This window comes from Rhodococcus wratislaviensis (genome assembly GCF_041228765.1).
GTDB lineage: Bacteria > Actinomycetota > Actinomycetes > Mycobacteriales > Mycobacteriaceae > Rhodococcus_F > Rhodococcus_F wratislaviensis.
In genome coordinates this window covers 3508514-3531090 of sequence record NZ_CP150488.1, presented here as the reverse complement: position 1 = coordinate 3531090, position 22577 = coordinate 3508514, and the positions used below count along the sequence as shown (strand labels likewise).

The following is a 22577-nucleotide window of genomic DNA, read 5'->3' as shown; positions in this document are numbered from 1 at the left end:
TCACGCTCCAGAAGTGGCCGACGTCACGGCGCCCGGGGTCGTGACCGCGGGCGCCGTGACCTTTCAGCCGGCTGCCCGCAACTGGGCTGCCAGACGCATCGCAGAGTTCGCGTCGCCGTATCCCTCGTAACCGCCGACGCGTTGCACCACCTCGAAGAAGAGGTCGGCGCCCACCGTCTGGGTGAACAGGTGGAAGAACTCGCCATGGGCATCGCGGTCGTACATGATGCCCGACCCGCTCATCCGGTCCAGGAGTTCGCGGGAGAGCCCGAAGCGGGCCTCGAGGTCGTCGTAATAGTTCGGCGAGATCACGAGGGGCTCGAACCCATTGGACTGCATGGTCGCGGCGGCGGTGAAAATGTCCGTGCACGAGAACGCGACGTGGCTGATGCCGCCGCGCCGGGCCGCGGCGATGTGGGAGTTGCCCGACACCGCACCCGGAACCATGTTCAGGGAAATACGCAACGGACGGTCGATGCCGTCGGCACCCGTCTGGTCCATCGTCAGCGCCTGACTGCGCATCATTCCGACCGCGTCGGTGACGTCGAGGCCCTCGTGCGGCGCCATCGCGAACACCGAACGGAGCAGCAGCATGATGCCGTCCCAGTTGTCGGACGGCACGGCGAGCGCCACGTGATCGACCCCGGTGAACACGGGCACCTCGTCCTGCCAGCGCGACTCCGTCGGATACAGATCGAACGCCGACTGCCACGACGCGGCACTGCCCGGACCGCGCAGATCCAGCGACGTCGCATCGGTGATCTTCAGACGCACCACATCCGATTCGGGGGCCGTGTCGACACCGGGCAACAGGACCTCGTGCACCGGGACCTCGAGCGCCGCAGCCCGCTCACCCCAGGCGTCGGGATCGCTCGACCGGATACCGATCTGGGTGAGCACCGGCAGGTGCGCCGGAAGACCCGGAGCGGTCCACACAGTGCCCGCGGTAGCGTCGACCACGATGGTCATCCGGCCGTGCCGCCACAACTGGAGGTCGTGGCTGCGGTGCCGGCCCACCAGACGGAATCCGATGTGCTGCAGCGCCTGTCGAAGGTCGGAATCCTTGCCGGGACCGGCCGCGAGCCGCAGCGACACGATTCCTTCGAGGGGTGCGCGCGGCGGCGGCTCGAACAGGGCCAGACCGCGTCCGGTGTCCTCGCCGTGCTCGGCCTGCACGCGTGCGACCTCCTCCTGGAGGTAGAGCAGCGAGCGGTGAGCGTCGGCGGCCGTGCGGCCCGTGGACGACTGCCGGAACGTGTCGTTGAAGATCTCGAGCGACCACGGTCCGGTGTATCCGGCCGCCTGGACGTGCGCGCCGAACGTCGCGAGATCGAAGTTTCCCTGGCCCGGGAAGTTCCGGTGGTGCCTGCTCCACTGCAGGATGTCCATCGACATGCGGGGCGCGTCGGCGAGTTGGAGGAAGAAGATCTTCTCCCCCGGGATGTCGCGGATGCCGGACGGGTCGTCGCCGCGGGAGAGGATGTGGAAGCTGTCGAGGCAGGTGCCGAGGGCAGGATGGTCGGCGTCCTGCACGATCTTCCACGCGTGCCGGTACGTGTTGACGTGCGTCCCCCACGCCAGCGCCTCGTAGGCGATGCGGAGTCCCCGGCTGTGCGCCCGCTCGGCGAGAGTGTGGAGTTGCTCGGTCAGGCGGGCGTCGTCCCGCACCGCCTCGGGCAACGGCGAGGAGCACACCAGCAGGGTGTCGCAGCCGAGCTGCTCCATGATGTCGAACTTGCGCTCGGCTCGGATCAGGTTACGCGCGAATGTCGTGTCGTCCACGGAATCCAGATCGCGGAACGGCTGATACAGATCGAGAGTGAGTCCGAGATCCGCTGCGCGGGAAGCCAGCTCACGCGGCGACCACGGCGAGCTCACGAAATCGGGTTCGAACACCTCGAACCCGTCGAACCCGGCTGCCGCGATCGCGGTGACCTTCTCCTCCAGCGATCCGCTCAGGGACACGGTGGCAACGCTCGTACGAACCTGTCGTCCCATGACGGCGTCAGCCCTTGTTGCAGATGAAGTCGACGGCCAGCGCATAGCCGAGGATGCCGAGTCCGGCGATCACACCGGTCGCGACTCCGGACACGTACGAGTGGTGCCGGAATTCCTCGCGGGCGTGGACGTTGCTGATGTGCACCTCGACGAGGGGCACCTCGAGCGTCACCAGGGCGTCGCGCAGCGCCACCGACGTATGCGTGAAACCACCGGGGTTGATCACGACGCCCGACGCCGTGGTCCGGGCCTCGTGCACCCAGTCGATCAGATGGCCTTCGTGATTGGACTGCCGCGCGACGATCTCACGTCCGGCCTTCGCGGCGGCCGTGCGGCACAACTCCACGACGTCGTCGAGTGTCTCCCGCCCGTACACCTCGGGCTGCCGTTGACCCAGCAGGTTCAGGTTGGGGCCGTTGAGAACAAAGATCGGTCCGGGAGCGGTCATCGCGCGCATTACCTCCATTTGTACGAACTAGTGAGTTAGTTCGCACCCAGGATACAGCGCGCTCCCGCCTAGGCGGACTTGTCTCGGCGTTCTCCCCGCTCCGGCTTGCGCGGAACGATGGTGGGAAGCACGTTGTCGTTGACCGTCTCGGCGCTGACCACGACCTTCTCGACGTCGTCACGGCTCGGAATGTCGTACATGACCGGGAGGAGGACTTCCTCCATGATGGCGCGCAGTCCACGAGCACCGGTACCGCGGAGGATCGCCTGGTCGGCGATGGCCTCGAGCGCGTCCGTGGTGAACTCCAACTCCACGCCGTCCATGTCGAACAACCGGTTGTACTGCTTGACCAGCGCGTTCTTCGGCTCGGACAGGATCTGGACGAGCGATTCCTTGTCGAGGTTCGTCACCGACGCCACGACGGGAAGACGGCCGATGAACTCGGGGATGAGCCCGAACTTGATCAGGTCTTCCGGCATGACCTCGGCGAAATGGTCCTGCGTGTCGATCTCCGCCTTGGACCGCACCTCGGCACCGAAACCGATGCCGCGCTTGCCCACGCGATCGGACACGATCCGCTCGAGGCCGGCGAACGCGCCTGCCACGATGAACAGGACGTTCGTCGTGTCGATCTGGATGAACTCCTGATGCGGGTGCTTGCGACCACCCTGCGGCGGCACGCTGGCCTGCGTGCCCTCGAGGATCTTCAGCAAAGCCTGCTGCACACCCTCGCCGGACACGTCCCGCGTGATCGACGGGTTCTCGCTCTTGCGGGCGATCTTGTCGACCTCGTCGATGTAGATGATGCCGGTCTCGGCGCGCTTGACGTCGTAATCGGCGGCCTGGATCAGCTTGAGGAGGATGTTCTCGACATCCTCACCGACGTAGCCGGCTTCGGTGAGCGCCGTCGCATCGGCGATCGCGAAGGGAACGTTGAGCATCTTCGCCAGCGTCTGAGCCAGATACGTCTTGCCGCAGCCCGTGGGGCCGAGCATGAGAATGTTCGACTTCGCCAGCTCGACCGTCTCGCCGCGCGCGTCACGACCCTTGTCGCCGGCCTGGATGCGCTTGTAGTGGTTGTAGACCGCAACGGCGAGAGTCCGCTTGGCGGCATCCTGGCCGATCACGTAGTTCTCGAGGAAATCCCGGATCTCGGCCGGCTTCGGCAGCTCGTCGAGCTTCACCTCGCTGGACTCGGCCAGCTCCTCTTCGATGATCTCGTTGCACAGGTCGATGCACTCGTCGCAGATGTACACCCCAGGCCCAGCAATGAGCTTCTTGACCTGCTTCTGGCTCTTACCGCAGAAAGAGCACTTGAGCAGATCCCCGCCGTCACCGATGCGTGCCATCTCGTCAGGTCCCTACTTCCTTCGTCTACGTGCAACCATCGAACCGATCCCACGCCGTGCGCGCACCGACCGAAAACGAAAGCCCGTTATGTGACCGTACCCGCAGATCGCGAGCGAGGTCGACTGGTTGTCGGTGATTCGCGCACCGATCTTCCGGGAAAGCCAGCCTTGCCGATCCCGCACCCGGCTCGCGGCAACCACGCCGTCACGGCGTGTCGCCCGAGCCGGGGCGGCAGGAAATCACTTCTGGGCGCTGAGTTTGCGGTACTCGAGCACGTCGTCGATGATTCCGTATTCCTTGGCCTCGGCGGCCGTGAGGATCTTGTCGCGATCGGTGTCCTTGCGGATCACGTCGGCGTCCTTGCCGGTGTGCTTCGCGAGGGTGGTCTCCATCAGGCGACGCATCCGCTCGATCTCGGCGGCCTGGATCTCGAGGTCGGAGACCTGACCCTGGATGCCGCCGGTCGCGGGCTGGTGGATGAGGACACGAGCGTTCGGCAGGGCGAGACGCTTGCCCGGGCTACCGGCCGCCAGCAGCACCGCCGCAGCCGAGGCCGCCTGGCCGAGGCACACCGTCGTGATGTCGGCGCGCACGTACTGCATGGTGTCGTAGATCGCCATCAGCGAGGTGAACGAGCCACCGGGCGAGTTGATGTACATGGTGATGTCGCGATCGGGGTCCAGCGACTCGAGAACGAGCAGCTGGGCCATCACGTCGTTGGCCGACGCGTCGTCCACCTGCACGCCGAGGAAGATGATGCGCTCCTCGAACAGCTTGTTGTACGGGTTGGACTCCTTCACGCCGTAGCTCGAGTGCTCGATGAACGACGGCAGGATGTAACGCGACTGGGGGCCTGCGGGCGCCTGGCCTCCCAGGCTGCGGGGATCGAACAGGTTGGTCATCAGTTCTCCAAGGGATTTGTGGGAGCGGTCAGTGAGGAAGCCGGGCTGCTACTGCCCGGTCCCGCCCGCCTGCGCCGCGCGGGAGACGACGTGGTCGACGAAACCGTATTCGAGAGCCTGCTGTGCGGTGAACCAGCGGTCGCGATCCGAATCGGCGGTGATCTGCTCGACCGTCTGACCGGTGTGCTCGGCGATCAGCTCCGCCATTTCGCGCTTCGTGTGCGCGAACTGCTCGGCCATGATCGCGATGTCACTGGCGGTACCACCGATTCCGGCGGACGGCTGGTGCATCATGATCCGCGCGTGCGGGAGCGCGTAACGCTTGCCCTTGGCCCCGGCGGAGAGCAGGAACTGGCCCATCGATGCGGCCAGACCCATTCCGAACGTCGCGACGTCGCACTCGGCGAACTGCATCGTGTCGAAGATTGCCATGCCGGCGCTGACCGAGCCGCCGGGCGAGTTGATGTAGAGGGAGATGTCCCGGCCGGGATCCTCTGCCGACAGCAGCAGGATCTGAGCGCACAGCTTGTTCGCGATGTCGTCGTCGACCTGGGTACCGAGGAAGATGATGCGCTCGCGCAGCAGGCGTTCGTACACCGAGTCGCTGAGGTTCAACCCAGCGGTGGCTGAAGTCATGGCGGGACTCTGCAAAGTCTCCAGGTGATTGGAAGTCACGGTACCTGCCTTCTCCGTAAATCGTTGATTGCTGACACAGACACTAACGAAGGAGGGCGGCACCGGAGTCCCGGTGCCGCCCTACTTCGCTCAAAGCGGAAAACAACTCACAGCCGAACGCGAGAAAAACATCCCGCGACCAGCATTACTTCTGGTCTTCGCCCTCGGCGGAATCCGACGCAGCCTCGTCCGTTGACGCAGCCTCCTCGGTCTCGGCCTCACCGTTGCCGAACAGTTCGGCGGTGTCGACCGCGGCACCCGAGGTGTCGGTGACGGTGGCCTGCTCGACGACACCGGCGAGAGCCTTGCCGCGCCGCACGTCCGCGAAGACGGCGCCGAGCTGACCGGCCTGCTGGATCTGCTGGATGAACTGCTCGGGCGCCATGCCGTAGCGCTGCGCCTGGAACAGGATGCGCTCGGTGAGCTCGTCCTGGCCGACGGTGACGTCGGAAGCGTCGGCGATGGCGTCCAGCAGCAGCTGCGTCTTCACCGAGCGCTCGGCGCTCTCCTTGGCGTCCTTGTCGAACTCTTCGCGGCTGGTGCCCTGCTCCTCGAGGAGCTTGTTCAGCGCTTCCTCGTCGTGGTCGAGACCGTGCACGGCGTCGTGCAGTGCAGCGTCGACCTCGGCCTTGACGACGGCCTCGGGCAGCGGGACCTCGACGGTCTCGAGGAGGGTCTCGAGGACCTTGTCGCGGATCTGACCGGCCTGCTCGACCTTGCGAACGCGTCCGACGCGCTCACGCAGGTCGGCCTTCAGCTCGTCGAGGGTGTCGAACTCGCTTGCCAGCTGAGCGAACTCGTCGTCCTCGGCAGGCAGCTCGCGCTCCTTGACGGTGCCGACGGTGACGGTGACGACGGCTTCCTTGCCCGCGTGGTCACCGGCGACGAGCGTCGAGGTGAACTCCTTGGACTCGCCGGCCTTGACGCCGACGACGGCCTCGTCGAGGCCCTCGATGAGCTGACCCGAACCGACCTCGTGCGACAGACCGCTCGCGGTGGCCTCGGGAACGGCCTCACCGTCGACGGTGGCCGACAGGTCGATGGAGATGAAGTCTCCGTCCTCGACCGCACGCTCGACACCGGTGAGGGTGCCGAAGCGCTGACGCAGCGACAGCAGCTGCTCCTCGACGGCGTCGTCGGTGATCTCGATCGGATCGACGGTGACGCTCAGTTCGCTGTAGTCGGGCAGCGTGATCTCGGGGCGGACGTCGACCTCGGCGGTGAACTCGAGGAGCTCGCCGTCCTCGATCTTCGTGATCTCGATCTCGGGCTGACCGATCGCCTTCACCGAGGCGCTGGTGACAGCCTCGGAGTAGCGGGACGGGAGTGCGTCGTTGACGACCTGCTCCAGGACTGCGCCACGACCGACACGGGCTTCGAGCAACTTGGCCGGTGCCTTGCCCGGACGGAAGCCGGGGAGACGGATCTGTTGCGCGAGGGCCTTGTAGGCCTTGTCGAAATCAGGCTTGAGCTCCTCGAAGGGCACCTCAACGTTGATACGGACTCGCGTCGGGCTGAGCTGCTCGACGGTGCTCTTCACGGACTGGCTCCTTCGTGTGGTCGTGCTTTTTCTGTGCGGCAGTTGCCTGCCCTGTGGTTCTGGTCGGGGTGACAGGATTTGAACCTGCGACCCTCCGCTCCCAAAGCGGATGCGCTACCAAGCTGCGCTACACCCCGGTCGACGTCGGCTCTCGCCAACCTCGCGAGGACCCGAGGAAGAATCCTACGGCCCCCCGATTATGAAATCCAAAGCGAGGTTGGGTACAGTCACTCATCGCAGACGACATGCATGGCGATCCCAGGTTGTCGTATGCACGGGGATGTAGCTCAATGGTAGAGCCTCAGTCTTCCAAACTGATTACGCGGGTTCGATTCCCGTCATCCCCTCCACACAGGAGCGTTCCCACCCCAGGGAACGCTCCTTTTTTCATGTCCGGGGGCGCCCACGGAGACCACCTCCGCTATGACATGCGTCACATGAATGACGGACGCGGCCCCACTCGCCGTCCATCGGACCACTCCCCCGTTCGCCGAGCGCGTAACCACGATTTCGGTCAGTACTCTGGGAGATGTCCGATTTGTCCCCTACTCGTGGATGCTGGGCCCCCGCAGCCGGCGGTCCGCGAGAACTCCGGAGGCCCACCGTGGAACTGCTACTCATTCTCGTGATCGTGGCGGCGGTCGCCTTCCTGGTGGTGAGGAGCCGCAACAACCGCGCCGGGCAGACCGCGAACCAGCTCGAGGACGCCAAGGCGGACGCTCGACAGGCCATCGAACGGCTCGGCGGACAGGTGTACAGCCTCACCGGATCCGACACCGCCTCGCAGCAGGCACTCGCCGACGCGTCCGAGCGGTACACCGCTGCCGGCTCCCAGATCGATCAGGCCACGACGCCCGTCCAGGCACGCCTCGCCAAGCAGACGGCACTGGAGGGCCTCTACTACATCCGCGCCGCCCGGACGGCCATGGGCATGGACCCCGGCCCGGAGATTCCGTCGATCGACGGCCAGAAGTCCGCGGGAGCGGTCACCGAGGACCGCGAGGTCGAGTTCGAGGGGCGGCAGGTCGCGGCGTCGCCGAACCCGTCGTCGAAGACACCGAACTACTACCCCGGCGGCCGTGTCGCGGGACGCCCGGTTCCCGCCGGCTGGTACTCGGAGCCGTGGTGGAAGCCCGCCCTCGTGGCAGGCGCGTGGGGCCTCGGTTCGATGTTCCTGTTCTCGGCGATGTTCTCCGGGATGTCCGGAGTGGGGTACGACGCGCAGGGCTTCGAGAGCGGAGCGGGCGACGCGTCCCAGGACACCGGTGACGCGGGCGCGGACGGCGGTGGCGACGGCGGTGACGCAGGCGGCGACGGCGGCGGCGACATGGGCGGGGACGCCGGTGGCGACGGCGGCGGATTCGACTTCGGTGGCGGCGGCGACGGCGGCGGGTTCGACTTCGGTGGCGGGTTCGACTTCTAGCCGGCCGTCAGGAGGGCTGGCAGCTCGGGCACCAGAAGAGGTTGCGGCCCTTCATGACCGAGTGGGCCACCGGGGTGCCGCAGATCCGGCACGGTGACCCCGCCCGCCGGTAGACGTACGTCCGCGGGCGGTCCTTCGCATACGCCGGATCACCGTGATCGTCCTCGGGACGGACGACGTGCATCTTGCCGCGGCGGACCCCGACCTTCATCAGGGCGACGAGGTCGGCCCACAGCGAGTCCCATTCGTCACGGGACAGCGAACGGCCCGGCCGGTCGGGGTTGATGGCGTGCCGGAACAGGACCTCCGCCCGGTACACGTTGCCGATGCCGGCGATCACGGCCTGATCCATCAGCAGCGCCCCGATCGGCGTCTTGGACGCCGAGATGCGATTCCACGCCTTGTCGGGGTCGGCGTCCTTGCGGAGCGGGTCCGGACCCAGCCGCGCCTCGATGGCGGCGACCTGCGGTGGATGGAGAACCTCACAGGCCGTCGGACCGCGGAGGTCGGTGCCGAATTCGGAGCCGACCATCCGCATCCTGACCTGCCCGACCGGCGGTTCCATGGGAACGGCCGATTCCGTGAACGCTCCGTACAGCCCCAGGTGGACGTGCACGACCAGTCCGGACTCGTAGTGATGCCACAGGTGTTTGCCCCAGGCCTCGGACTTGACGAGAACGCGGCCGTCGACGAGCGCCGCGTCCTCGGCGAATCTGCCCTGCGGGCTCAGCACCCGCACCGGCGAACCAGCGAACCGGCGTTGGTGTAGCCGGGCCAGCCGGTGCAGAGTGTGACCTTCGGGCAAGGACGATCAGGCCTCGGGCAGGGCCGGGGCCACGCCGGACTTCTCGAACTCGGACAGGATGTCGATGCGGCGCTGGTGGCGCTCCTCGTTCGACCACTCGGCGGCGAGGAACGCGTCCACGATCGCGAGGGACTCCTCGAGGGAGTGCATGCGCCCGCCGAGGCCGATCAGCTGAGCGTTGTTGTGCTGGCGGGCAAGCTGCGCGGTCTCTACGCTCCACGCCAGGGCACATCGCGCACCCTTCACCTTGTTCGCGGCGATCTGCTCGCCGTTGCCGCTGCCGCCCAGCACGATGCCGAGGCTGCCCTCGTCGGCGACGACGCGACGGGCCGTCTCGATGCAGAAGGCGGGGTAGTCGTCGAGGGCGTCGTAGACGTGAGCGCCGCAGTCGACGGTCTCGTGGCCCGCGGCCTTCAGGTGTTCGATGATCTCGTTCTTACGTTCGAATCCGGCATGGTCGGCACCCAGGTATACGCGCATGACTGGTGATTCTGTCAGGCGTCCTCGCGAATCGTGTCAGGGGCCCGGGACGCTTATCGTGATCAGCATGTATCCCGACAACGGACAGAACTGGGGACAGCCGTATCCGGGACATCGGCCGGCCCCCGCGCAGCACCGGTGGGGCGGCGAGACGGGATGGAATCCGCCGGTCCCCGTGCCGGGCCTCATGCCGAACGACAGGCCCGCCCGGCACTCGTGGGAGATCCCACTGCTCGTGGTGGCCGTCGTTCTCACCGTCGTCGCCTACGTGGCGGCGATCGCGGCGCTCTTCCTGGGCGTGGTGTCCACGTGGGTGCTCATCGTGCTGGTCGCGCCGATCCTCATCGCCGTCGGCCGCGGCCAGCTCTACGGCTCGCAGCAGGTGAACGGGATCAAGATGACGCCCACCCAGTTCCCCGACGGGTACCGGATGGTGGCCGAAGCGGCCGCACGGTTCGGGATGACCGAACCGCCCGACGCCTACGTCGTGCTCGGGAACGGCCGGATCAACGCGTTCGCGTCCGGACACGGCTTCCGCCGCTTCGTCGTCGTGTACAGCGATCTGTTCGAGATCGGCGGCGAGGCCCGCGAGCCCGACGCCCTCGCCTTCATCATCGGCCACGAGGTCGGTCACATCGCGGCCGGTCACGCCTCCTACTGGCGGCAACTGGGACAGTTCGCCGCCAACTACATTCCTGTCGTCGGGTCGGCTCTGTTCCGATCGATGGAATACACCGCAGACAACCACGGCTACTGCGTCCGGCCGCAGGGCGCCCGCGGCGCGATGGGCGTTCTCGGTGCCGGCAAGTATCTCGTGAGCATCGTCGGATTCGACGAACTCGCCGACCGGGCCACCACCGAACGCGGATTCTTCCCGTGGTTCGTGAATCTGCTGTCGGGACATCCGGTGCTCACCTGGCGCGCCGCCGCCCTGCGGAACAGGACCCGGCACGGTCACCTGTTCGTGAAACCCGGCCAGATCTACCGCGAGCCGCAGCAACTGCAGTACGCGGCCGACCCGGCCGGGCCCGTCACTCGGTGACGGCACCCGGGACCGGGCTCAGTCGAACTGAGGATCCTCGGTCCGGGTGCGCTTGAGCTCGAAGAAGTGCGGGTAGCCGGCCAGCGCGACCGCACCGTCCCACACCTTGCCCGCGTCCTCGCCTCGGGGGATGCGCGACAGGACCGGGCCGAAGAAGGCGACACCGTTGACGTGGATGGTCGGGGTTCCGACATCGGGTCCCACGGCGTCCATGCCTGCGGCGTGACTCTCACGCAGTGCAGCGTCGTACTCCTCCGATTCGGCGGCCTCGGCCAGTTCGGCCGGCAGCCCGACCTCGGCGAGCGACTTGACGATCACGTCGCCGAAGTCCTTGTTGCCCTCGTTGTGGATGAGCGTCCCCATCGCGGTGTACAGCGGCAGCAGGATCTCGTCGCCGTGCTTCTGCGCGGCCGCGATCAGCACCCGCACCGGACCCCACGCCTTGGTCATGAGCTCGCGGTATTCCTCCGGCAGATCCCGGCCCTCGTTGAGGACGGCCAGGCTCATCACGTGGAAGTTCGCATCCAGGTCCCGCACCTGCGCGGCCTCGAGGATCCATCGCGAGGTGATCCAGCACCACGGGCACAGTGGGTCGAACCAGAAATCAGCGACGTCCTTTGCGGTCCCGGCGTTCGTCCCAGCACTCACGTGTTGCTCCTTCTCGGTGATGTACACATTCCCGTCCAGTCAACACCTCCCTGCCGGGAATCCTTCCCGGAGACCCTGCTCGCGGCAGTAGGGTCGAAAGTGGTCGACCGGAAGGGAGCATCCTCACATGTCCTCCACTCGCACGTTCGTCGTCGTCGGCGGCGGCCTCGCCGGAGCGAAGACGGCAGAAGCATTGCGTGACAAGGATTTCGACGGATCGATCGTCCTGCTGTCGGAAGAGGAACATCTACCCTACGAGCGGCCTCCGCTGTCGAAGGAACACTTCGCCGGGAAGAAGGCGCTCGGCGACTTCACCGTCCACCACGGTGACTGGTACCGCGACCATCACGTGGACCTGCGACTCGGCACCACCGCCACCGCCCTCGATCTCACCGCCCACACCGTGACGCTGCCGGACGGGTCCACGCTGGGATACGACAAGCTCGCACTCGCCACCGGTTCACGCTCACGCCGCCCACCGATCTCCGGTTCCGACGCCGAGGGCGTCCACTACCTCCGCACCATCGACGAATCGGACAAGCTCATCGACGCGGTCGCCGGTGGCCGACGACTGGTGGTGATCGGCGCCGGCTGGATCGGCCTCGAGGTGGGAGCCTCCGCACGGGAGAAGGGCGCCGACGTGACGGTGGTGGAAGCCGCCGAAGTTCCCCTCCTCGGCTCCCTCGGCCCCGAGATCGGCTCGGTCTTCGCCGAACTCCACCGCGAGCACGGCGTGCAACTGCATCTCGGCGCCACGGTCGAGGAGATCGTCGTCGAGGACGGCAAGGCCACCGGGGTTCGGCTGGGCGACGGCACCGTCCTGCCCGCCGACGCCGTCCTCGTCGCCGTCGGTGCGGCACCCAACATCGAGATCGCGGAACGGGCCGGGCTCGACGTCGACGGCGGGATCCTCGTCGACGCCGGGTTGCAGACCAGCGACCCCGACGTCGTCGCGGTGGGCGACATCGCGGCGCAGTGGCATCCGCAACTCGGCACCCGAATCCGGGTCGAGCACTGGGCGAACGCGCTCAACCAGCCGGCCGTGGCCGCCGCCACCATGCTCGGGCACGCGGCCGAATACGGGAATCTGCCCTACTTCTTCACCGACCAGTTCGATCTGGGCATGGAGTACGTGGGGTACGCCCCGCACGATTCGTACGACCGGGTGGTCGTACGTGGCGATTTCGCCGCACGCGAGTTCGTGGCCTTCTGGCTCGACGCCGACAACCACGTCCTCGCGGGCATGAACGTCAACATCTGGGATGTCACCGATCAGATCAAGCAACTGGTGTCCTCGTCCGCCCCGATCGATCCCGACCGCCTGGCCGACCCCGCGGTGCCGTTGACCGACCTGTCCGGTTAACACCCCGGTCCCACTCGTGATGGGATGGCAGCATCGAGTACGAGCACCGCCGCCGATCACGAGGAGACCTCTGTGGCCCCACCGAACCTGACCCGCGAACAGGCAGCCGAACGAGCCGGACTGCTGACCGTCGACAATTATCTGATCGAACTCGACCTCACCGACGGGACAGGTCAGCCCGGAGTCGAGACATTCTCCTCCCGCACCACCGTCACGTTCGGGGCCACCCCTGGCGCATCCACGTTCGTCGACATCGTTGCGGCCCGTGTGCATTCGGCCACGCTGAACGGCTCCCCCGTCGACGTGTCGGATTACGACGAGTCCACCGGCATCACACTCACCGGACTCGCGGACCGCAACGAACTGGTGGTCGAGGCCGACTGCGCGTACTCGCACACCGGTGAAGGGCTACACCGGTTCGTGGACCCGACCGACGGTGCGGTGTATCTGTACTCGCAGTTCGAGACCGCCGACGCCAAGCGCATGTTCGCCTGCTTCGATCAGCCCGACCTGAAGGCGACGTTCGACGTGCACGTCACGTCCCCCGCCGACTGGAAGGTGATCTCCAACTCGGCGACCGTCGAGACGGTGGCGGCGGAACCCGGCCGCCACATCTTCCGCACCACACCGAAGATGAGCACCTACCTCGTCGCGCTCATCGCGGGCCCGTACGCGGAGTGGACCGACAACTACTCCGACGAGCACGGCGACATCCCGCTCGCGATCTACTGCCGCGCCTCCCTCGGGAAGCACATGGACTCCGAGCGCCTGTTCACGGAAACCAAGCAGGGCTTCGAGTTCTACCACCGCAATTTCGGCACCCCCTACGCGTTCGGGAAGTACGACCAGCTGTTCGTCCCCGAATTCAACGCGGGCGCAATGGAGAACGCCGGCGCCGTGACGTTCCTCGAGGACTACGTCTTCCGGTCCAAGGTCACGCGGGCGTCGTACGAGCGGCGCGCGGAGACCGTGCTGCACGAGATGGCGCACATGTGGTTCGGCGACCTCGTCACCATGCGCTGGTGGGACGACCTGTGGCTCAACGAGTCCTTCGCGACGTTCGCCTCAGTGCTCTGCCAGAGCGAGGCCACCGAATACACCAACGCCTGGACCACGTTCGCCAACGTCGAGAAGTCGTGGGCGTACCGGCAGGATCAGCTGCCGTCCACCCACCCCATCGCCGCCGACATCCCGGACCTCGCCGCGGTCGAGGTGAACTTCGACGGCATCACGTACGCGAAGGGCGCCTCCGTCCTCAAGCAGCTCGTCGCGTACGTCGGGCTCGACCCCTTCCTGTCCGGCCTGCGGGACTACTTCCGCGACCACGCCTTCGACAACGCCACGTTCGACGACCTCCTCGGCGCACTCGAGAAGTCCTCGGGCCGCGATCTGTCCGACTGGGGAGCCCAGTGGCTCAAGACCACCGGGCTCAACATCCTGCGCCCCGACTTCGATGTCGACGCGGACGGCAAGTTCACCCGGTTCGCCGTCCTGCAGGCCGGCGCCGCCCCGGGTGCCGGGGAGCGACGGGTACACCGCATCGCCGTCGGCGTGTACGACGACCGGGACGGCAAACTCGTGCGCACGAAGCGGGTGGAACTCGACCTCGACGCCACCGAACGCACCGACGTCACCGAACTCGTCGGCGTCGAGCGCGGACAGCTGATCCTCGTCAACGACGACGACCTCACGTACTGCTCGCTGCGACTCGATCCCGATTCGCTCGCCACCGCCATCGACCGCATCGGCGACATCGACGAGCCGCTCCCCCGCACCCTGGTGTGGTCGGCGGCGTGGGAGATGACGCGTCAGGCCGAACTCAAGGCGCGGGACTTCGTCGCCCTCGTGCAGCGCGGCGTCGGCGCCGAAACGGAGGTCGGCGTCGTCCAGCGGCTGCTGATGCAGGCCCAGACCGCGCTGCACAGCTACGCCGAACCCGCGTGGGCCAAGGAACACGGCTGGCCGGACTTCGCGAACCGGCTCCTCGAACTGGCGCGGGAAGCCGAGCCGGGTTCGGATCATCAGCTGGCGTTCGTCAACGCGCTGGCGGGGGCGCAACTGTCGGCGTGGCACACCGAGGTGCTGCAGGAACTGCTCGACGCCGCACCCGAGACGGTCGGGCTTCCGGGGCTCGTCGTCGACACGGACCTGCGCTGGCGTCTCGTCACCGCACTCGCAGGGGCCGGTGAGATCGACGCCGAGGGCATCGAGACGCCGTTCATCGACGCCGAAGCCGAACGCGACCCCACCGCGGCAGGTGCCCGCAACGCCGCCGCCGCGGCCACCGTCCGCCCGCAGGCCGCGGTGAAGGAACAGGCCTGGAACCGGGTGGTCGGCGACGATTCCGTGCCGAACATCACCGCCCGCTCGATCATCGGCGCCTTCGCCGGTCACGGCCAGTCCGACATCCTCGCACCGTACGTAGCCCGCTACTTCGCGGACATTCCCGCGGTGTGGGAGCGACGTTCGAGCGAGGTCGCGCAGACCGTCGTGGTGGGTCTATACCCGTCGTGGTCGATCAGCGAGGAATCCGTGGCGGCAGCCGACGCATTCCTGGCCGGCGACCACCCGCCGGCCCTGCGCCGCCTGGTGGTCGAGGGCCGCGCCGGGATCGTCCGGTCGCTGGCCGCCCGGAAGTTCGACGCGAGCTGATCGGTGCCGATCCTGCCGGCCTAGTCCGGCAGGATCGGCACGGTCACACCCTGATCGCGGCCCAGCAGCACCGCGCGGGTGACCGCCGAGGAACCGAAGCGGTCGCGGAGGCTGTCGAGCGTGCTGTCGAGGGTGCTGCTCGTGTACGGGTCGAACGGCAGCGCTAGCTGTTGCGGGCAGTCGTCCTCGAGGTTGGCCACCGCGATTCCCACCAGGGTGATGCCCTTGCGTTCGATCATCGGCATCGCGTTGCTCAGCAGGCCGCGGGCCGTGGTCAGGATCGTCTGCGTCTGCGCCGACGGCTGCGCGAGAGTGTGTGACCGCGTGACCCGGGTGAAGTCGTCGAACCGGAGCCGGAGCACCACCGTGCGCCCGACCCGCTTGCCGCGGCGCAGCCGGCCCGCCACCCGGTCGACCAACGTCACCAGGGCGGCGTCCACGTCCTCCCTCGATGTGGGTCTGCGCCCCAGGGCGTGCTGCGCGCCGACGGATCTCCGCCTGCGCCCCACCTGCACGGGACGCGGGTCGCGTGCCCAGGCGAGCGCGTGGAGGTGGTGGCCCGCCGCGGGTCCGACGATGGTCACGAGCAGCTCTTCGGGATAGTGGGCGAGCTGGCCGACGGTCGCGATTCCGGCGTCACGGAGCTTGCCCGACGTCACCGCCCCGACTCCCCACAGCCTTTCGACCGGCAGCGGATGGAGGAACTCGATCTCGCGGTCCGGCGGCACGTGCAACAGTCCGTCGGGCTTGCCCACCGCGCTGGCGACCTTGGCGAGGAACTTCGTTCTCGCGACGCCGACCGTGATCGGCAACCCCACCTGCTCGCGGACGTCGGAGCGCAGGCGCGCCGCGATGTCGACCGGCGCGCCCGCGATCTTGCGGAGACCGGCGACGTCGAGGAAGGCCTCGTCGATCGACAGTCCCTCGACCAGCGGCGTCGTCCGGCCGAAGACCTCGAATACCGCCTTGCTCGCGGCCGCATACGCCGACATTCGGGGGCGCACCACGACGGCGTGCGGGCACAGGCGCAGCGCCTGCGCACCGCTACTGGCCGTGCGCACCCCGTAGGCCTTCGCCTCGTAGCTCGCTGCCAGCACGACGCCGCCGCCGACGATCACCGGACGACCTCGCAGTGAGGGGTCGTCCCGCTGCTCCACCGAGGCGTAGAACGCGTCGAGGTCGGCGTGCAGGATGGTCGCCTCGGCGCCACTCGAGATGCGGGGGCGCGGCGAATCGGACACGAACATATGTTCGCATCGACCACCGACAGAAGTCGAGGGTCGTCAGACCGACAACAGCGTTCGCAGTGCGGTGGGTGTCTCGCCGAGGTGAGCCCGGATGGTCCTGGTCATGTGCGCCTGATCCGAGAATCCCAGGTCGGCGGCGAGACCGGCGAGGTCCCGGTCGCCGGTCTCGATCCGTTCGAGCGCCCGCCCGACCCGAACCCTGTTGCGGTACCTGGTGAGCGAGACGCCCATGACGGCACTGAACGCGCGACTGAGCGCGAACGGTGATACGCCGAACCGTTCGGCGAGCGGTATCAGTCCGTCCGCACCGGGCTCGTCGTCGAGGACCGCCGCGCGGGCGGCGGCGGCCACCGCGTCGTCCGGAAGGCCGCCGCGCCGGTGTGCACACGACCGTCCCCGCGATGCGGCGAGCGCAACGAGCCGGACCACCTGCTCGGCGAGGGCGAAGTGGACGTCGCCGGTCCGGCCGGCACGGAGCAGGCGTCGATGAAGAAGATCGACGCGAGCATCGACGTACACGTCCGAACGGCCGAGCGTCCAGCGCTCACCGGCGACCGCACGCCAGAGCTCGGGCCGGACACTGATCGACGTGCACCGGTCGCCCCCGGCAGGGTGCGCGAATTGTTCCACCTCGCCCGGTGTTCCGACGTACGCGACGGTCGGGTCGGCCATCGACTCGTGTCTGCCGGTCCGGCGCAGGAATCGGCCGCCGCGGACGAGCACGATCCGGTGATCGTCCCGCACCTCCACGCCCGACCAGCCCGGGTGCACGGCGCAGCAGTCCACCGCCCAGACGTTCACGCCCGGCAGACGTGCGACCTCGCTCACCGCCACAACCGGGACGCTACCCGCGGGGCCCGACATCTCCCCGCACATGCGGTGGCCTGCAAGAATCTTCAATCCTCACGGCATTCCCCGCGGCAAGCTGCAGTCATGTCATACATCTACGAGTCCACCCACATCGATGTCACACCCGTTGCCGCGTGGGACGCTCTGCGCGACTGGGGTGCGCTGCACACGCGGCTCGCCGCAGGTTTCGTCACCGCTTCGGTGATCGACCGGGATGACCGGGTCATCACGTTCTTCGACGGTTCCGTCGTCCGAGAGCGCCTCGTCTCGTGCGACGAGGATGCGCGCCGCCTGGCCTGGTCGATCGTCGACGGCCCCTACCTGCATCACCAGGCGTCCGCCCAGGTGAGCGACGACGGCACGGGCGCGACCGTGTTCGTCTGGATCGCGGACATCCTGCCCGCGACTCTCGCGGGCCGGACCGCGCAGATGATGGAACTCGGCATCGACGCCGTCCGGCGGACCCTCGAAAGCGCCGACCGCGTCGTCGACACCCGGTGAGACACCGACGGCCCGATCCGGTTCAGGAGGACTGAGCCGGATCGGGCCGCGCGGACGCTGATCTTCTGCGGAGGTTCTACGGCGAGGCGATTGCCGCGCTCATCACGCGGATGGCACTCACGAGACCGTCGATGAGGTCTCCGTCGCCGAACGACGACACCGCGGCGGTGGCGCCGAGCTGGGCGACCCGGTCGGTGACCCGGTTCGCCACGGCCCGGCCGCTGCGGATCTCGACCGTCCGCTGGTTGGGCGAGACCGCGATGAGCACGGACCGTTCCGCCTCGGGCGTCGTCGGGAACAGCGCGTCGGCGCCGGCCGCGGTGTCGTCGCCGAGGTCGCCGATGTACGCGTTGAAGCGCACCTTCGTCTTGCGGGTACCTTCCGTGAGGGCATCGTCGAGGCGGACGAGTTCGTCCGTCGTGAACGGCAGGTCGTCGGTGAACGGCTCACCGACGCGGTGCACGCCCGAGATGCGACCGCTGGAGGTCACGACGCTGCCGACAGGCAGATTGTCCGCGGATACCGCGGACGCGGGAATCAGGTCACCACTTGCCACTTGCCGAGCCTCCAATCAGGTCTGCCGAACCGGCGTGCGCGCCGTGATGACCGCCGTGATGACCGTGCGTGGTCACCTCGTCGACGGCGCTCCACAGCACCGGCGCGTGCGTCCATTCCTCACCGAGGTGGAACGCGGGCGGCACGGGGCCCGGCGTCTTCTTGCCGACGAACGACATCCCCGCGAAGAAGGCGGTGATCAACGCCGGAATTCCTACGAATATCAGCACTGTCTCGAGAATGCTCACAACGCAAACGGTAGCCCAGAACCGCGCGAGGGGAAGCGTCAGGGCCGAACTTCGCGAAGGGGACGCGCGGAACGCTCAGGCGGCGCCTTCACCGAGGTAGGGCATCCACGACGGGTGCAGGTCCTTGGTGGAAGCCAGCAGTCGCCAATGCGGACCCGACGGAGGCACCAGGGAGGCCCTGAGCGTCCAGCCGAGTTCGCTCAGCAACTTGTCTGCCTTGCGGTGGTTGCAGGGCGCGCAGCAGGCCACGCAGTTCTCCCAGGAATGCCCGCCGCCGCGACTGCGGGGAACCACGTGATCGACGGTCTCGGCCTTGGCGCCGCAGTAGGCGCACCGGAACCGGTCTCGGTGCATGAGGGCCGCGCGGGTCATCGGAACGCGAGCGCGGTACGGCACGCGGACGTAGTTCCGGAGGCGGATCACGGACGGAACCTGCACGGACCACTGCTCGGAGTGGACGACCGGGGCCTGGGGATCCTCGTGGACGGTATCGGCCTTACCGCAGGTCATCAACACCACGGCACGGCGGGCAGGAAGGGCGGTGAGCGGCTCGTAGGTGACATTCAGGAGAAGCACCCGGCGCTTGATCCAGAGCGGAACCGCATTCTCGCCCGGGAAAGAAGGCTCTGCGCTGTGCGCGGAGCCTTCGGTGATCACTTGTAAAGCAAACGCCCCTGAAACCCCGGCACTCCGGGCATCAGTGGGCACGAGTTGTCGGTGCGCGCGGGCGCTGTGTCGATTCTTCATGCGACCTCCGGGAGATTGCCACCAAGTGCACCATGAATTGCCTGCTCGTGCACGTCCATTTCCGACAAAAATGCAGGACATTCGGTGAACAGACGGTGACGAAGACCGTTCGCGCCCGCACGTGCACAATGGAAGGCGCCATGACTGACGTGCAGCAGACCTTCTACGAGGCGGTGGGCGGAGCGGAGACGTTCCGCAAACTCACCGCGCGCTTCTACGAGGAAGTCGCCAAGGACGACATCGTGCGGCCCCTCTACCCCGAGGAAGACCTGGGCCCGGCCGAGCGCCGGATGCGGATGTTCCTCGAGCAGTACTGGGGCGGACCGCACACCTATTCGGACGAGCGCGGCCACCCACGACTGCGGATGCGTCACCAGCCGTTCAAGATCGGCCCGATCGAGCGGGACGCCTGGCTGCGGTGCATGCACACGGCCATCGCGTCGATCGACACCGGCACCCTCGACGACGCCCACCGCAAGGCCCTCTCCGAGTACATGGACATGGCCGCGGCGTCGATGGTGAACTCCGCCTTCTGAAACCGCCCCGCCCCGATTACGCCGGTCGAGTCGTGGTGCGGGCGATCGTTTGGCACGATGGGCGTTTGTGAGCACTCCCGCCGAAACGTCCGCCGACGACACACAGCCGGCACCCTGGTGGTCCGACGCCGTCTTCTACCAGATCTATCCCCGCTCGTTCGCCGACGCGAACGGTGACGGTGTCGGCGACCTCCACGGAGTGCGGGACAAGCTGGGATACCTCGAACTGCTCGGTGTCGACGCCCTCTGGCTGAGTCCGGTCATGCGCTCCCCGATGGCCGATCACGGTTACGACGTGTCCGATCCCCGCGACATCGACCCACTGTTCGGTGACCTCGCGACGATGGACGCACTGATCGAGGCCGCGCACGGGCGCCAGATCAAGGTGACGATGGACCTGGTGCCCAATCACACCAGCGTCGAGCACGAATGGTTCCGCGAAGCCTTGGCGTCGCCGCCGGGCAGTCCCGAACGGAACCGGTACATCTTCCGCGACGGTCGCGGTGAGGACGGCGCGGAGCCGCCCAACAACTGGCCGAGCATCTTCGGCGGTCCTGCGTGGACGCGGATCACCGAGACCGACGGCAAGCCCGGCCAGTGGTACCTGCACATCTTCGCGACGGAGCAGCCCGACCTGAACTGGGACAACCCGGAGGTCGTCGAGGATCTCACGAAGACGCTCCGGTTCTGGCTGGACCGCGGCGTCGACGGATTCCGCATCGATGTCGCGCACGGCATGGCGAAGCCGGAAGGTCTGCCGGACCACGACTGGTCCGCCAACGAACTGCTGCAGAACTCGGACGACGATCCGCGGTTCGACAACCCCGCGGTCCACGACATCCACCGCGGCATCCGCAAGGTCCTCGACGAGTACCCGGGCACGATGGCCGTCGGGGAGATCTGGGTTCGCGACAACGAACGCTTCGGGGAGTACATCCGGCCCGACGAACTGCACCTCGGGTTCAACTTCCGGCTGGCGGAGGCCGAGTTCTCGGCGGAGACGGTGCGGGAGGCGATCGAGAACTCCCTGACCGCAGTCGACCAGGTGGGCGGGACACCCACCTGGACCCTGTCGAACCACGACGTCGAACGGGAAGTCACCCGGTACGGCGGCGGCGAGATCGGCACGGCTCGCGCCCGGGCCATGATCCTCGTCGAATTGGCGCTGCCGGGTGCGGCGTTCCTGTACAACGGCGCCGAACTCGGCCTGCCCAACGTCGACCTCCCCGATTCTGTGTTGCAGGACCCGGTGTGGGAACGGTCCGGTCACACCGAACGCGGCCGCGACGGCTGCCGTGTGCCCGTGCCGTGGGAGGGCACCGAACCACCGTTCGCGTTCAGCACCGGCGAGCCCTGGCTGCCGATGCCCCCCGCGTGGGCGGACCTCACCGTCGAGGCGCAACTCGAGGACGTCACGTCGACGCTCTCGCTGTACCGGGCCGCACTCGAACTGCGCTCGTTCCGCCCGGAGTTCTCCGGTCCGGGAGTCGACTGGTATGGAAGCCCCGCGGGCTGCTTCGCGTTCCGCAGGCGCGGCGGGCTGATCTGCGCTCTCAACGCCACCGACGCGCCGATCTCACTGCCACCCGGTGAGGTGCTGCTCAGCAGCGCGCCGCTCGTCGAGGGGCAGCTCCCACCGAACGCGGCTGCGTGGCTCATCTGACCCGCACTCCCGCAGTCGCGGCGGTCGTCGCAGCATCGATCCTGTTCGCCACGACGGGAACCGCGCAGGCTCTTGCATCCCGCGCCCTCGGATACGACCTCGACCCGCTGGCTGTCGGCTCGGCCCGGGTCGTGGCCGCGGGTGCGCTCCTCGCGGCGTTCGCGGCGCTGCGTGGCGGGCTCGGCTTCGGTGGCGGTGCCGGGATTCGCCGGTACGTGCCCGCCGTGTGGGGCGGGATCGGGGTCGCGGCCTACCAACTCGGATTCTTCAGCGGTGTGCAGAGCGCCGGGGTGGCGGCAGGAACCATGATCGCGCTGGGTTCGGGCCCCGCATTCACCGGCGCACTGCAGTGGGCGGTGCACCGGCACCGTCCCGGTCCGGTGTGGGCCGTGTCCACCGTCATCGCCGTCGCCGGAATGGCGTTGATCGTGGCGGGCACGACCGGCGGCTCCGACTCGTCCGGGATCCTGGCGGGCGCACTGCCTGCACTGATCGCCGGTCTCGGGTACGCCTCCTACACGGTTGCCGGGTCGTCGCTGCTCGCGGCGGGTGCGAGCCCCGAGGCGGCGATGGGACAGATGTTCGGTCTCGGTGGACTGTTCCTGATCCCCGTGCTCGTCGCGACCTGGCCCGGCGGCCTCGATACCGGGGCGGGCGCTGCGGCCGCGGTGTATCTGGCGATCGTCCCGACCGTGCTGGCGTATCTGCTGTTCGCCGCCGGACTGCGGCGGCTCCCACCGGCAACGGTTGCGACGCTCACACTCACCGAACCGGTGGTCGCGGCACTGCTCGGGACCGCGGTGCTCGGCGAGCAGTTGACCCTGGTCGCGGGGCTGGGCATGGCGGCCGTCGTCGCGTCGCTCGCCGTTCTGGCAACCAGCACGCTGCGGTCCGGCTGACGGCGC

22 protein-coding genes and 2 tRNA genes are annotated in these 22577 nt (G+C 67.8%); 9 read left to right on the top strand and 15 right to left on the bottom strand.

From position 1 onward, the window contains the following. Positions 1-63 precede the first annotated feature (63 nt). From WKC72_RS16155 to WKC72_RS16125, 7 genes are all read right to left on the bottom strand, one after another. Positions 64-1998, bottom strand: coding sequence for a bifunctional sugar phosphate isomerase/epimerase/4-hydroxyphenylpyruvate dioxygenase family protein (locus WKC72_RS16155; RefSeq protein ID WP_268790051.1), 1935 nt, complete (start codon positions 1996-1998; stop codon positions 64-66). A gap of 7 nt (positions 1999-2005) precedes the next feature. Beyond that, a complete protein-coding gene (gene aroQ, locus WKC72_RS16150) occupies positions 2006-2446 on the bottom strand; it encodes a type II 3-dehydroquinate dehydratase (RefSeq protein ID WP_005248177.1) in 441 nt (146 codons plus the stop codon). 68 nt (positions 2447-2514) lie between these two features. After that, positions 2515-3795: an ATP-dependent Clp protease ATP-binding subunit ClpX gene (clpX, locus tag WKC72_RS16145; protein WP_005248181.1), complete on the bottom strand. Its 1281-nt coding sequence runs from the start codon at positions 3793-3795 to the stop codon at positions 2515-2517. Between the two features lie 240 nt (positions 3796-4035). After that, the gene (locus tag WKC72_RS16140; protein ID WP_037236299.1) at positions 4036-4698 is read right to left on the bottom strand and encodes an ATP-dependent Clp protease proteolytic subunit; all 663 of its coding nucleotides are present in this window, start codon (positions 4696-4698) and stop codon (positions 4036-4038) included. Positions 4699-4746: 48 nt separating this feature from the next. Beyond that, positions 4747-5334 (bottom strand): ATP-dependent Clp protease proteolytic subunit, encoded by a 588-nt coding sequence (locus tag WKC72_RS16135; RefSeq protein WP_037236301.1) that lies wholly within the window; start codon positions 5332-5334, stop codon positions 4747-4749. Positions 5335-5518: 184 nt separating this feature from the next. Then, positions 5519-6913, bottom strand: a complete 1395-nt coding sequence (tig, locus tag WKC72_RS16130) for a trigger factor (protein WP_037236304.1) — start codon at positions 6911-6913, stop codon at positions 5519-5521. Positions 6914-6973: 60 nt separating this feature from the next. After that, positions 6974-7050, bottom strand: a tRNA-Pro gene (locus tag WKC72_RS16125). Between the two features lie 139 nt (positions 7051-7189). Here WKC72_RS16125 and WKC72_RS16120 point away from each other — a divergent pair. Next, positions 7190-7263 (top strand) — tRNA-Gly (locus tag WKC72_RS16120). 254 nt (positions 7264-7517) lie between these two features. Next, the gene (locus WKC72_RS16115; RefSeq protein WP_268790050.1) at positions 7518-8336 is read left to right on the top strand and encodes a DUF1542 domain-containing protein; all 819 of its coding nucleotides are present in this window, start codon (positions 7518-7520) and stop codon (positions 8334-8336) included. A gap of 7 nt (positions 8337-8343) precedes the next feature. Here the strand turns inward: WKC72_RS16115 and WKC72_RS16110 are convergent, their stop codons facing one another. Together WKC72_RS16110 and WKC72_RS16105 are read right to left on the bottom strand one after the other, a co-directional pair. After that, entirely contained in the window at positions 8344-9141 is a 798-nt protein-coding gene (locus WKC72_RS16110; RefSeq protein ID WP_370183353.1) for an Fpg/Nei family DNA glycosylase, read from the bottom strand. 6 nt (positions 9142-9147) lie between these two features. Then, positions 9148-9621 (bottom strand): ribose-5-phosphate isomerase, encoded by a 474-nt coding sequence (locus WKC72_RS16105; protein ID WP_012688320.1) that lies wholly within the window; start codon positions 9619-9621, stop codon positions 9148-9150. Positions 9622-9688: 67 nt separating this feature from the next. On the opposite strand from WKC72_RS16105, the gene WKC72_RS16100 reads away from it, so the two are divergent. Further along, positions 9689-10663 (top strand): M48 family metallopeptidase, encoded by a 975-nt coding sequence (locus WKC72_RS16100; RefSeq protein WP_370183352.1) that lies wholly within the window; start codon positions 9689-9691, stop codon positions 10661-10663. Positions 10664-10681: 18 nt separating this feature from the next. Here the strand turns inward: WKC72_RS16100 and WKC72_RS16095 are convergent, their stop codons facing one another. After that, entirely contained in the window at positions 10682-11338 is a 657-nt protein-coding gene (locus WKC72_RS16095; RefSeq protein ID WP_370183349.1) for a DsbA family protein, read from the bottom strand. A gap of 100 nt (positions 11339-11438) precedes the next feature. On the opposite strand from WKC72_RS16095, the gene WKC72_RS16090 reads away from it, so the two are divergent. Further along, positions 11439-12674 carry an NAD(P)/FAD-dependent oxidoreductase gene (locus WKC72_RS16090; RefSeq protein ID WP_037236316.1) on the top strand — a complete coding sequence of 412 codons (1236 nt, stop codon included), beginning with the start codon at positions 11439-11441 and terminating at the stop codon, positions 12672-12674. A 72-nt stretch (positions 12675-12746) separates the two neighbouring features. After that, on the top strand, positions 12747-15326 hold the full coding sequence (gene pepN, locus WKC72_RS16085; RefSeq protein ID WP_370183346.1) for an aminopeptidase N: 2580 nt from the start codon (positions 12747-12749) through the stop codon (positions 15324-15326). A gap of 20 nt (positions 15327-15346) precedes the next feature. Here the strand turns inward: pepN and dinB are convergent, their stop codons facing one another. Both dinB and WKC72_RS16075 read right to left on the bottom strand, forming a co-directional pair. Further along, on the bottom strand, positions 15347-16573 hold the full coding sequence (gene dinB / locus WKC72_RS16080) for a DNA polymerase IV (RefSeq protein ID WP_112300602.1): 1227 nt from the start codon (positions 16571-16573) through the stop codon (positions 15347-15349). A 36-nt stretch (positions 16574-16609) separates the two neighbouring features. Then, positions 16610-17401, bottom strand: coding sequence for a helix-turn-helix domain-containing protein (locus WKC72_RS16075; protein WP_370183342.1), 792 nt, complete (start codon positions 17399-17401; stop codon positions 16610-16612). Positions 17402-17506: 105 nt separating this feature from the next. Between WKC72_RS16075 and WKC72_RS16070 the strand changes: the two genes are divergently transcribed. After that, a complete protein-coding gene (locus tag WKC72_RS16070; RefSeq protein ID WP_370183340.1) occupies positions 17507-17923 on the top strand; it encodes an SRPBCC family protein in 417 nt (138 codons plus the stop codon). Between the two features lie 76 nt (positions 17924-17999). Here WKC72_RS16070 and WKC72_RS16065 read toward each other — a convergent pair whose 3' ends face one another. The 3 genes from WKC72_RS16065 to WKC72_RS16055 form a co-directional block, all read right to left on the bottom strand. Continuing rightward, entirely contained in the window at positions 18000-18479 is a 480-nt protein-coding gene (locus tag WKC72_RS16065) for a DUF5130 domain-containing protein (protein WP_005248214.1), read from the bottom strand. Beyond that, the gene (locus tag WKC72_RS16060) at positions 18466-18726 is read right to left on the bottom strand and encodes a hypothetical protein (RefSeq protein WP_005248217.1); all 261 of its coding nucleotides are present in this window, start codon (positions 18724-18726) and stop codon (positions 18466-18468) included. The genes WKC72_RS16065 and WKC72_RS16060 overlap by 14 nt, the downstream gene beginning before the upstream one ends. A 75-nt stretch (positions 18727-18801) precedes the next feature. Then, positions 18802-19473: an HNH endonuclease gene (locus tag WKC72_RS16055; protein WP_167344048.1), complete on the bottom strand. Its 672-nt coding sequence runs from the start codon at positions 19471-19473 to the stop codon at positions 18802-18804. Positions 19474-19613: 140 nt separating this feature from the next. Here WKC72_RS16055 and WKC72_RS16050 point away from each other — a divergent pair, with 140 nt between their 5' ends. The 3 genes from WKC72_RS16050 (at position 19614) to WKC72_RS16040 (ending at position 22571) form a co-directional block, all read left to right on the top strand. Next, entirely contained in the window at positions 19614-20009 is a 396-nt protein-coding gene (locus tag WKC72_RS16050) for a globin (protein WP_005264320.1), read from the top strand. 67 nt (positions 20010-20076) lie between these two features. Then, the gene (locus WKC72_RS16045; protein ID WP_370183337.1) at positions 20077-21672 is read left to right on the top strand and encodes a glycoside hydrolase family 13 protein; all 1596 of its coding nucleotides are present in this window, start codon (positions 20077-20079) and stop codon (positions 21670-21672) included. Continuing rightward, positions 21660-22571: a DMT family transporter gene (locus tag WKC72_RS16040; RefSeq protein ID WP_370183334.1), complete on the top strand. Its 912-nt coding sequence runs from the start codon at positions 21660-21662 to the stop codon at positions 22569-22571. The genes WKC72_RS16045 and WKC72_RS16040 overlap by 13 nt, the downstream gene beginning before the upstream one ends. The last annotated feature ends 6 nt before the right edge of the window (positions 22572-22577 follow it).

Coding starts and splice junctions, on each gene's coding strand:
- WKC72_RS16155 (WP_268790051.1), bottom strand. CDS start 1,998: ATGGGACGACAGGTTCGTACGAGCGTTGCCACCGTGTCCCTGAGCGGA.
- aroQ (WP_005248177.1), bottom strand. CDS start 2,446: ATGACCGCTCCCGGACCGATCTTTGTTCTCAACGGCCCCAACCTGAAC.
- clpX (WP_005248181.1), bottom strand. CDS start 3,795: ATGGCACGCATCGGTGACGGCGGGGATCTGCTCAAGTGCTCTTTCTGC.
- WKC72_RS16140 (WP_037236299.1), bottom strand. CDS start 4,698: ATGACCAACCTGTTCGATCCCCGCAGCCTGGGAGGCCAGGCGCCCGCA.
- WKC72_RS16135 (WP_037236301.1), bottom strand. CDS start 5,334: ATGACTTCAGCCACCGCTGGGTTGAACCTCAGCGACTCGGTGTACGAA.
- WKC72_RS16105 (WP_012688320.1), bottom strand. CDS start 9,621: ATGCGCGTATACCTGGGTGCCGACCATGCCGGATTCGAACGTAAGAAC.
- WKC72_RS16100 (WP_370183352.1), top strand. CDS start 9,689: ATGTATCCCGACAACGGACAGAACTGGGGACAGCCGTATCCGGGACAT.
- WKC72_RS16090 (WP_037236316.1), top strand. CDS start 11,439: ATGTCCTCCACTCGCACGTTCGTCGTCGTCGGCGGCGGCCTCGCCGGA.
- dinB (WP_112300602.1), bottom strand. CDS start 16,573: ATGTTCGTGTCCGATTCGCCGCGCCCCCGCATCTCGAGTGGCGCCGAG.
- WKC72_RS16070 (WP_370183340.1), top strand. CDS start 17,507: ATGTCATACATCTACGAGTCCACCCACATCGATGTCACACCCGTTGCC.
- WKC72_RS16055 (WP_167344048.1), bottom strand. CDS start 19,473: ATGAAGAATCGACACAGCGCCCGCGCGCACCGACAACTCGTGCCCACT.
- WKC72_RS16050 (WP_005264320.1), top strand. CDS start 19,614: ATGACTGACGTGCAGCAGACCTTCTACGAGGCGGTGGGCGGAGCGGAG.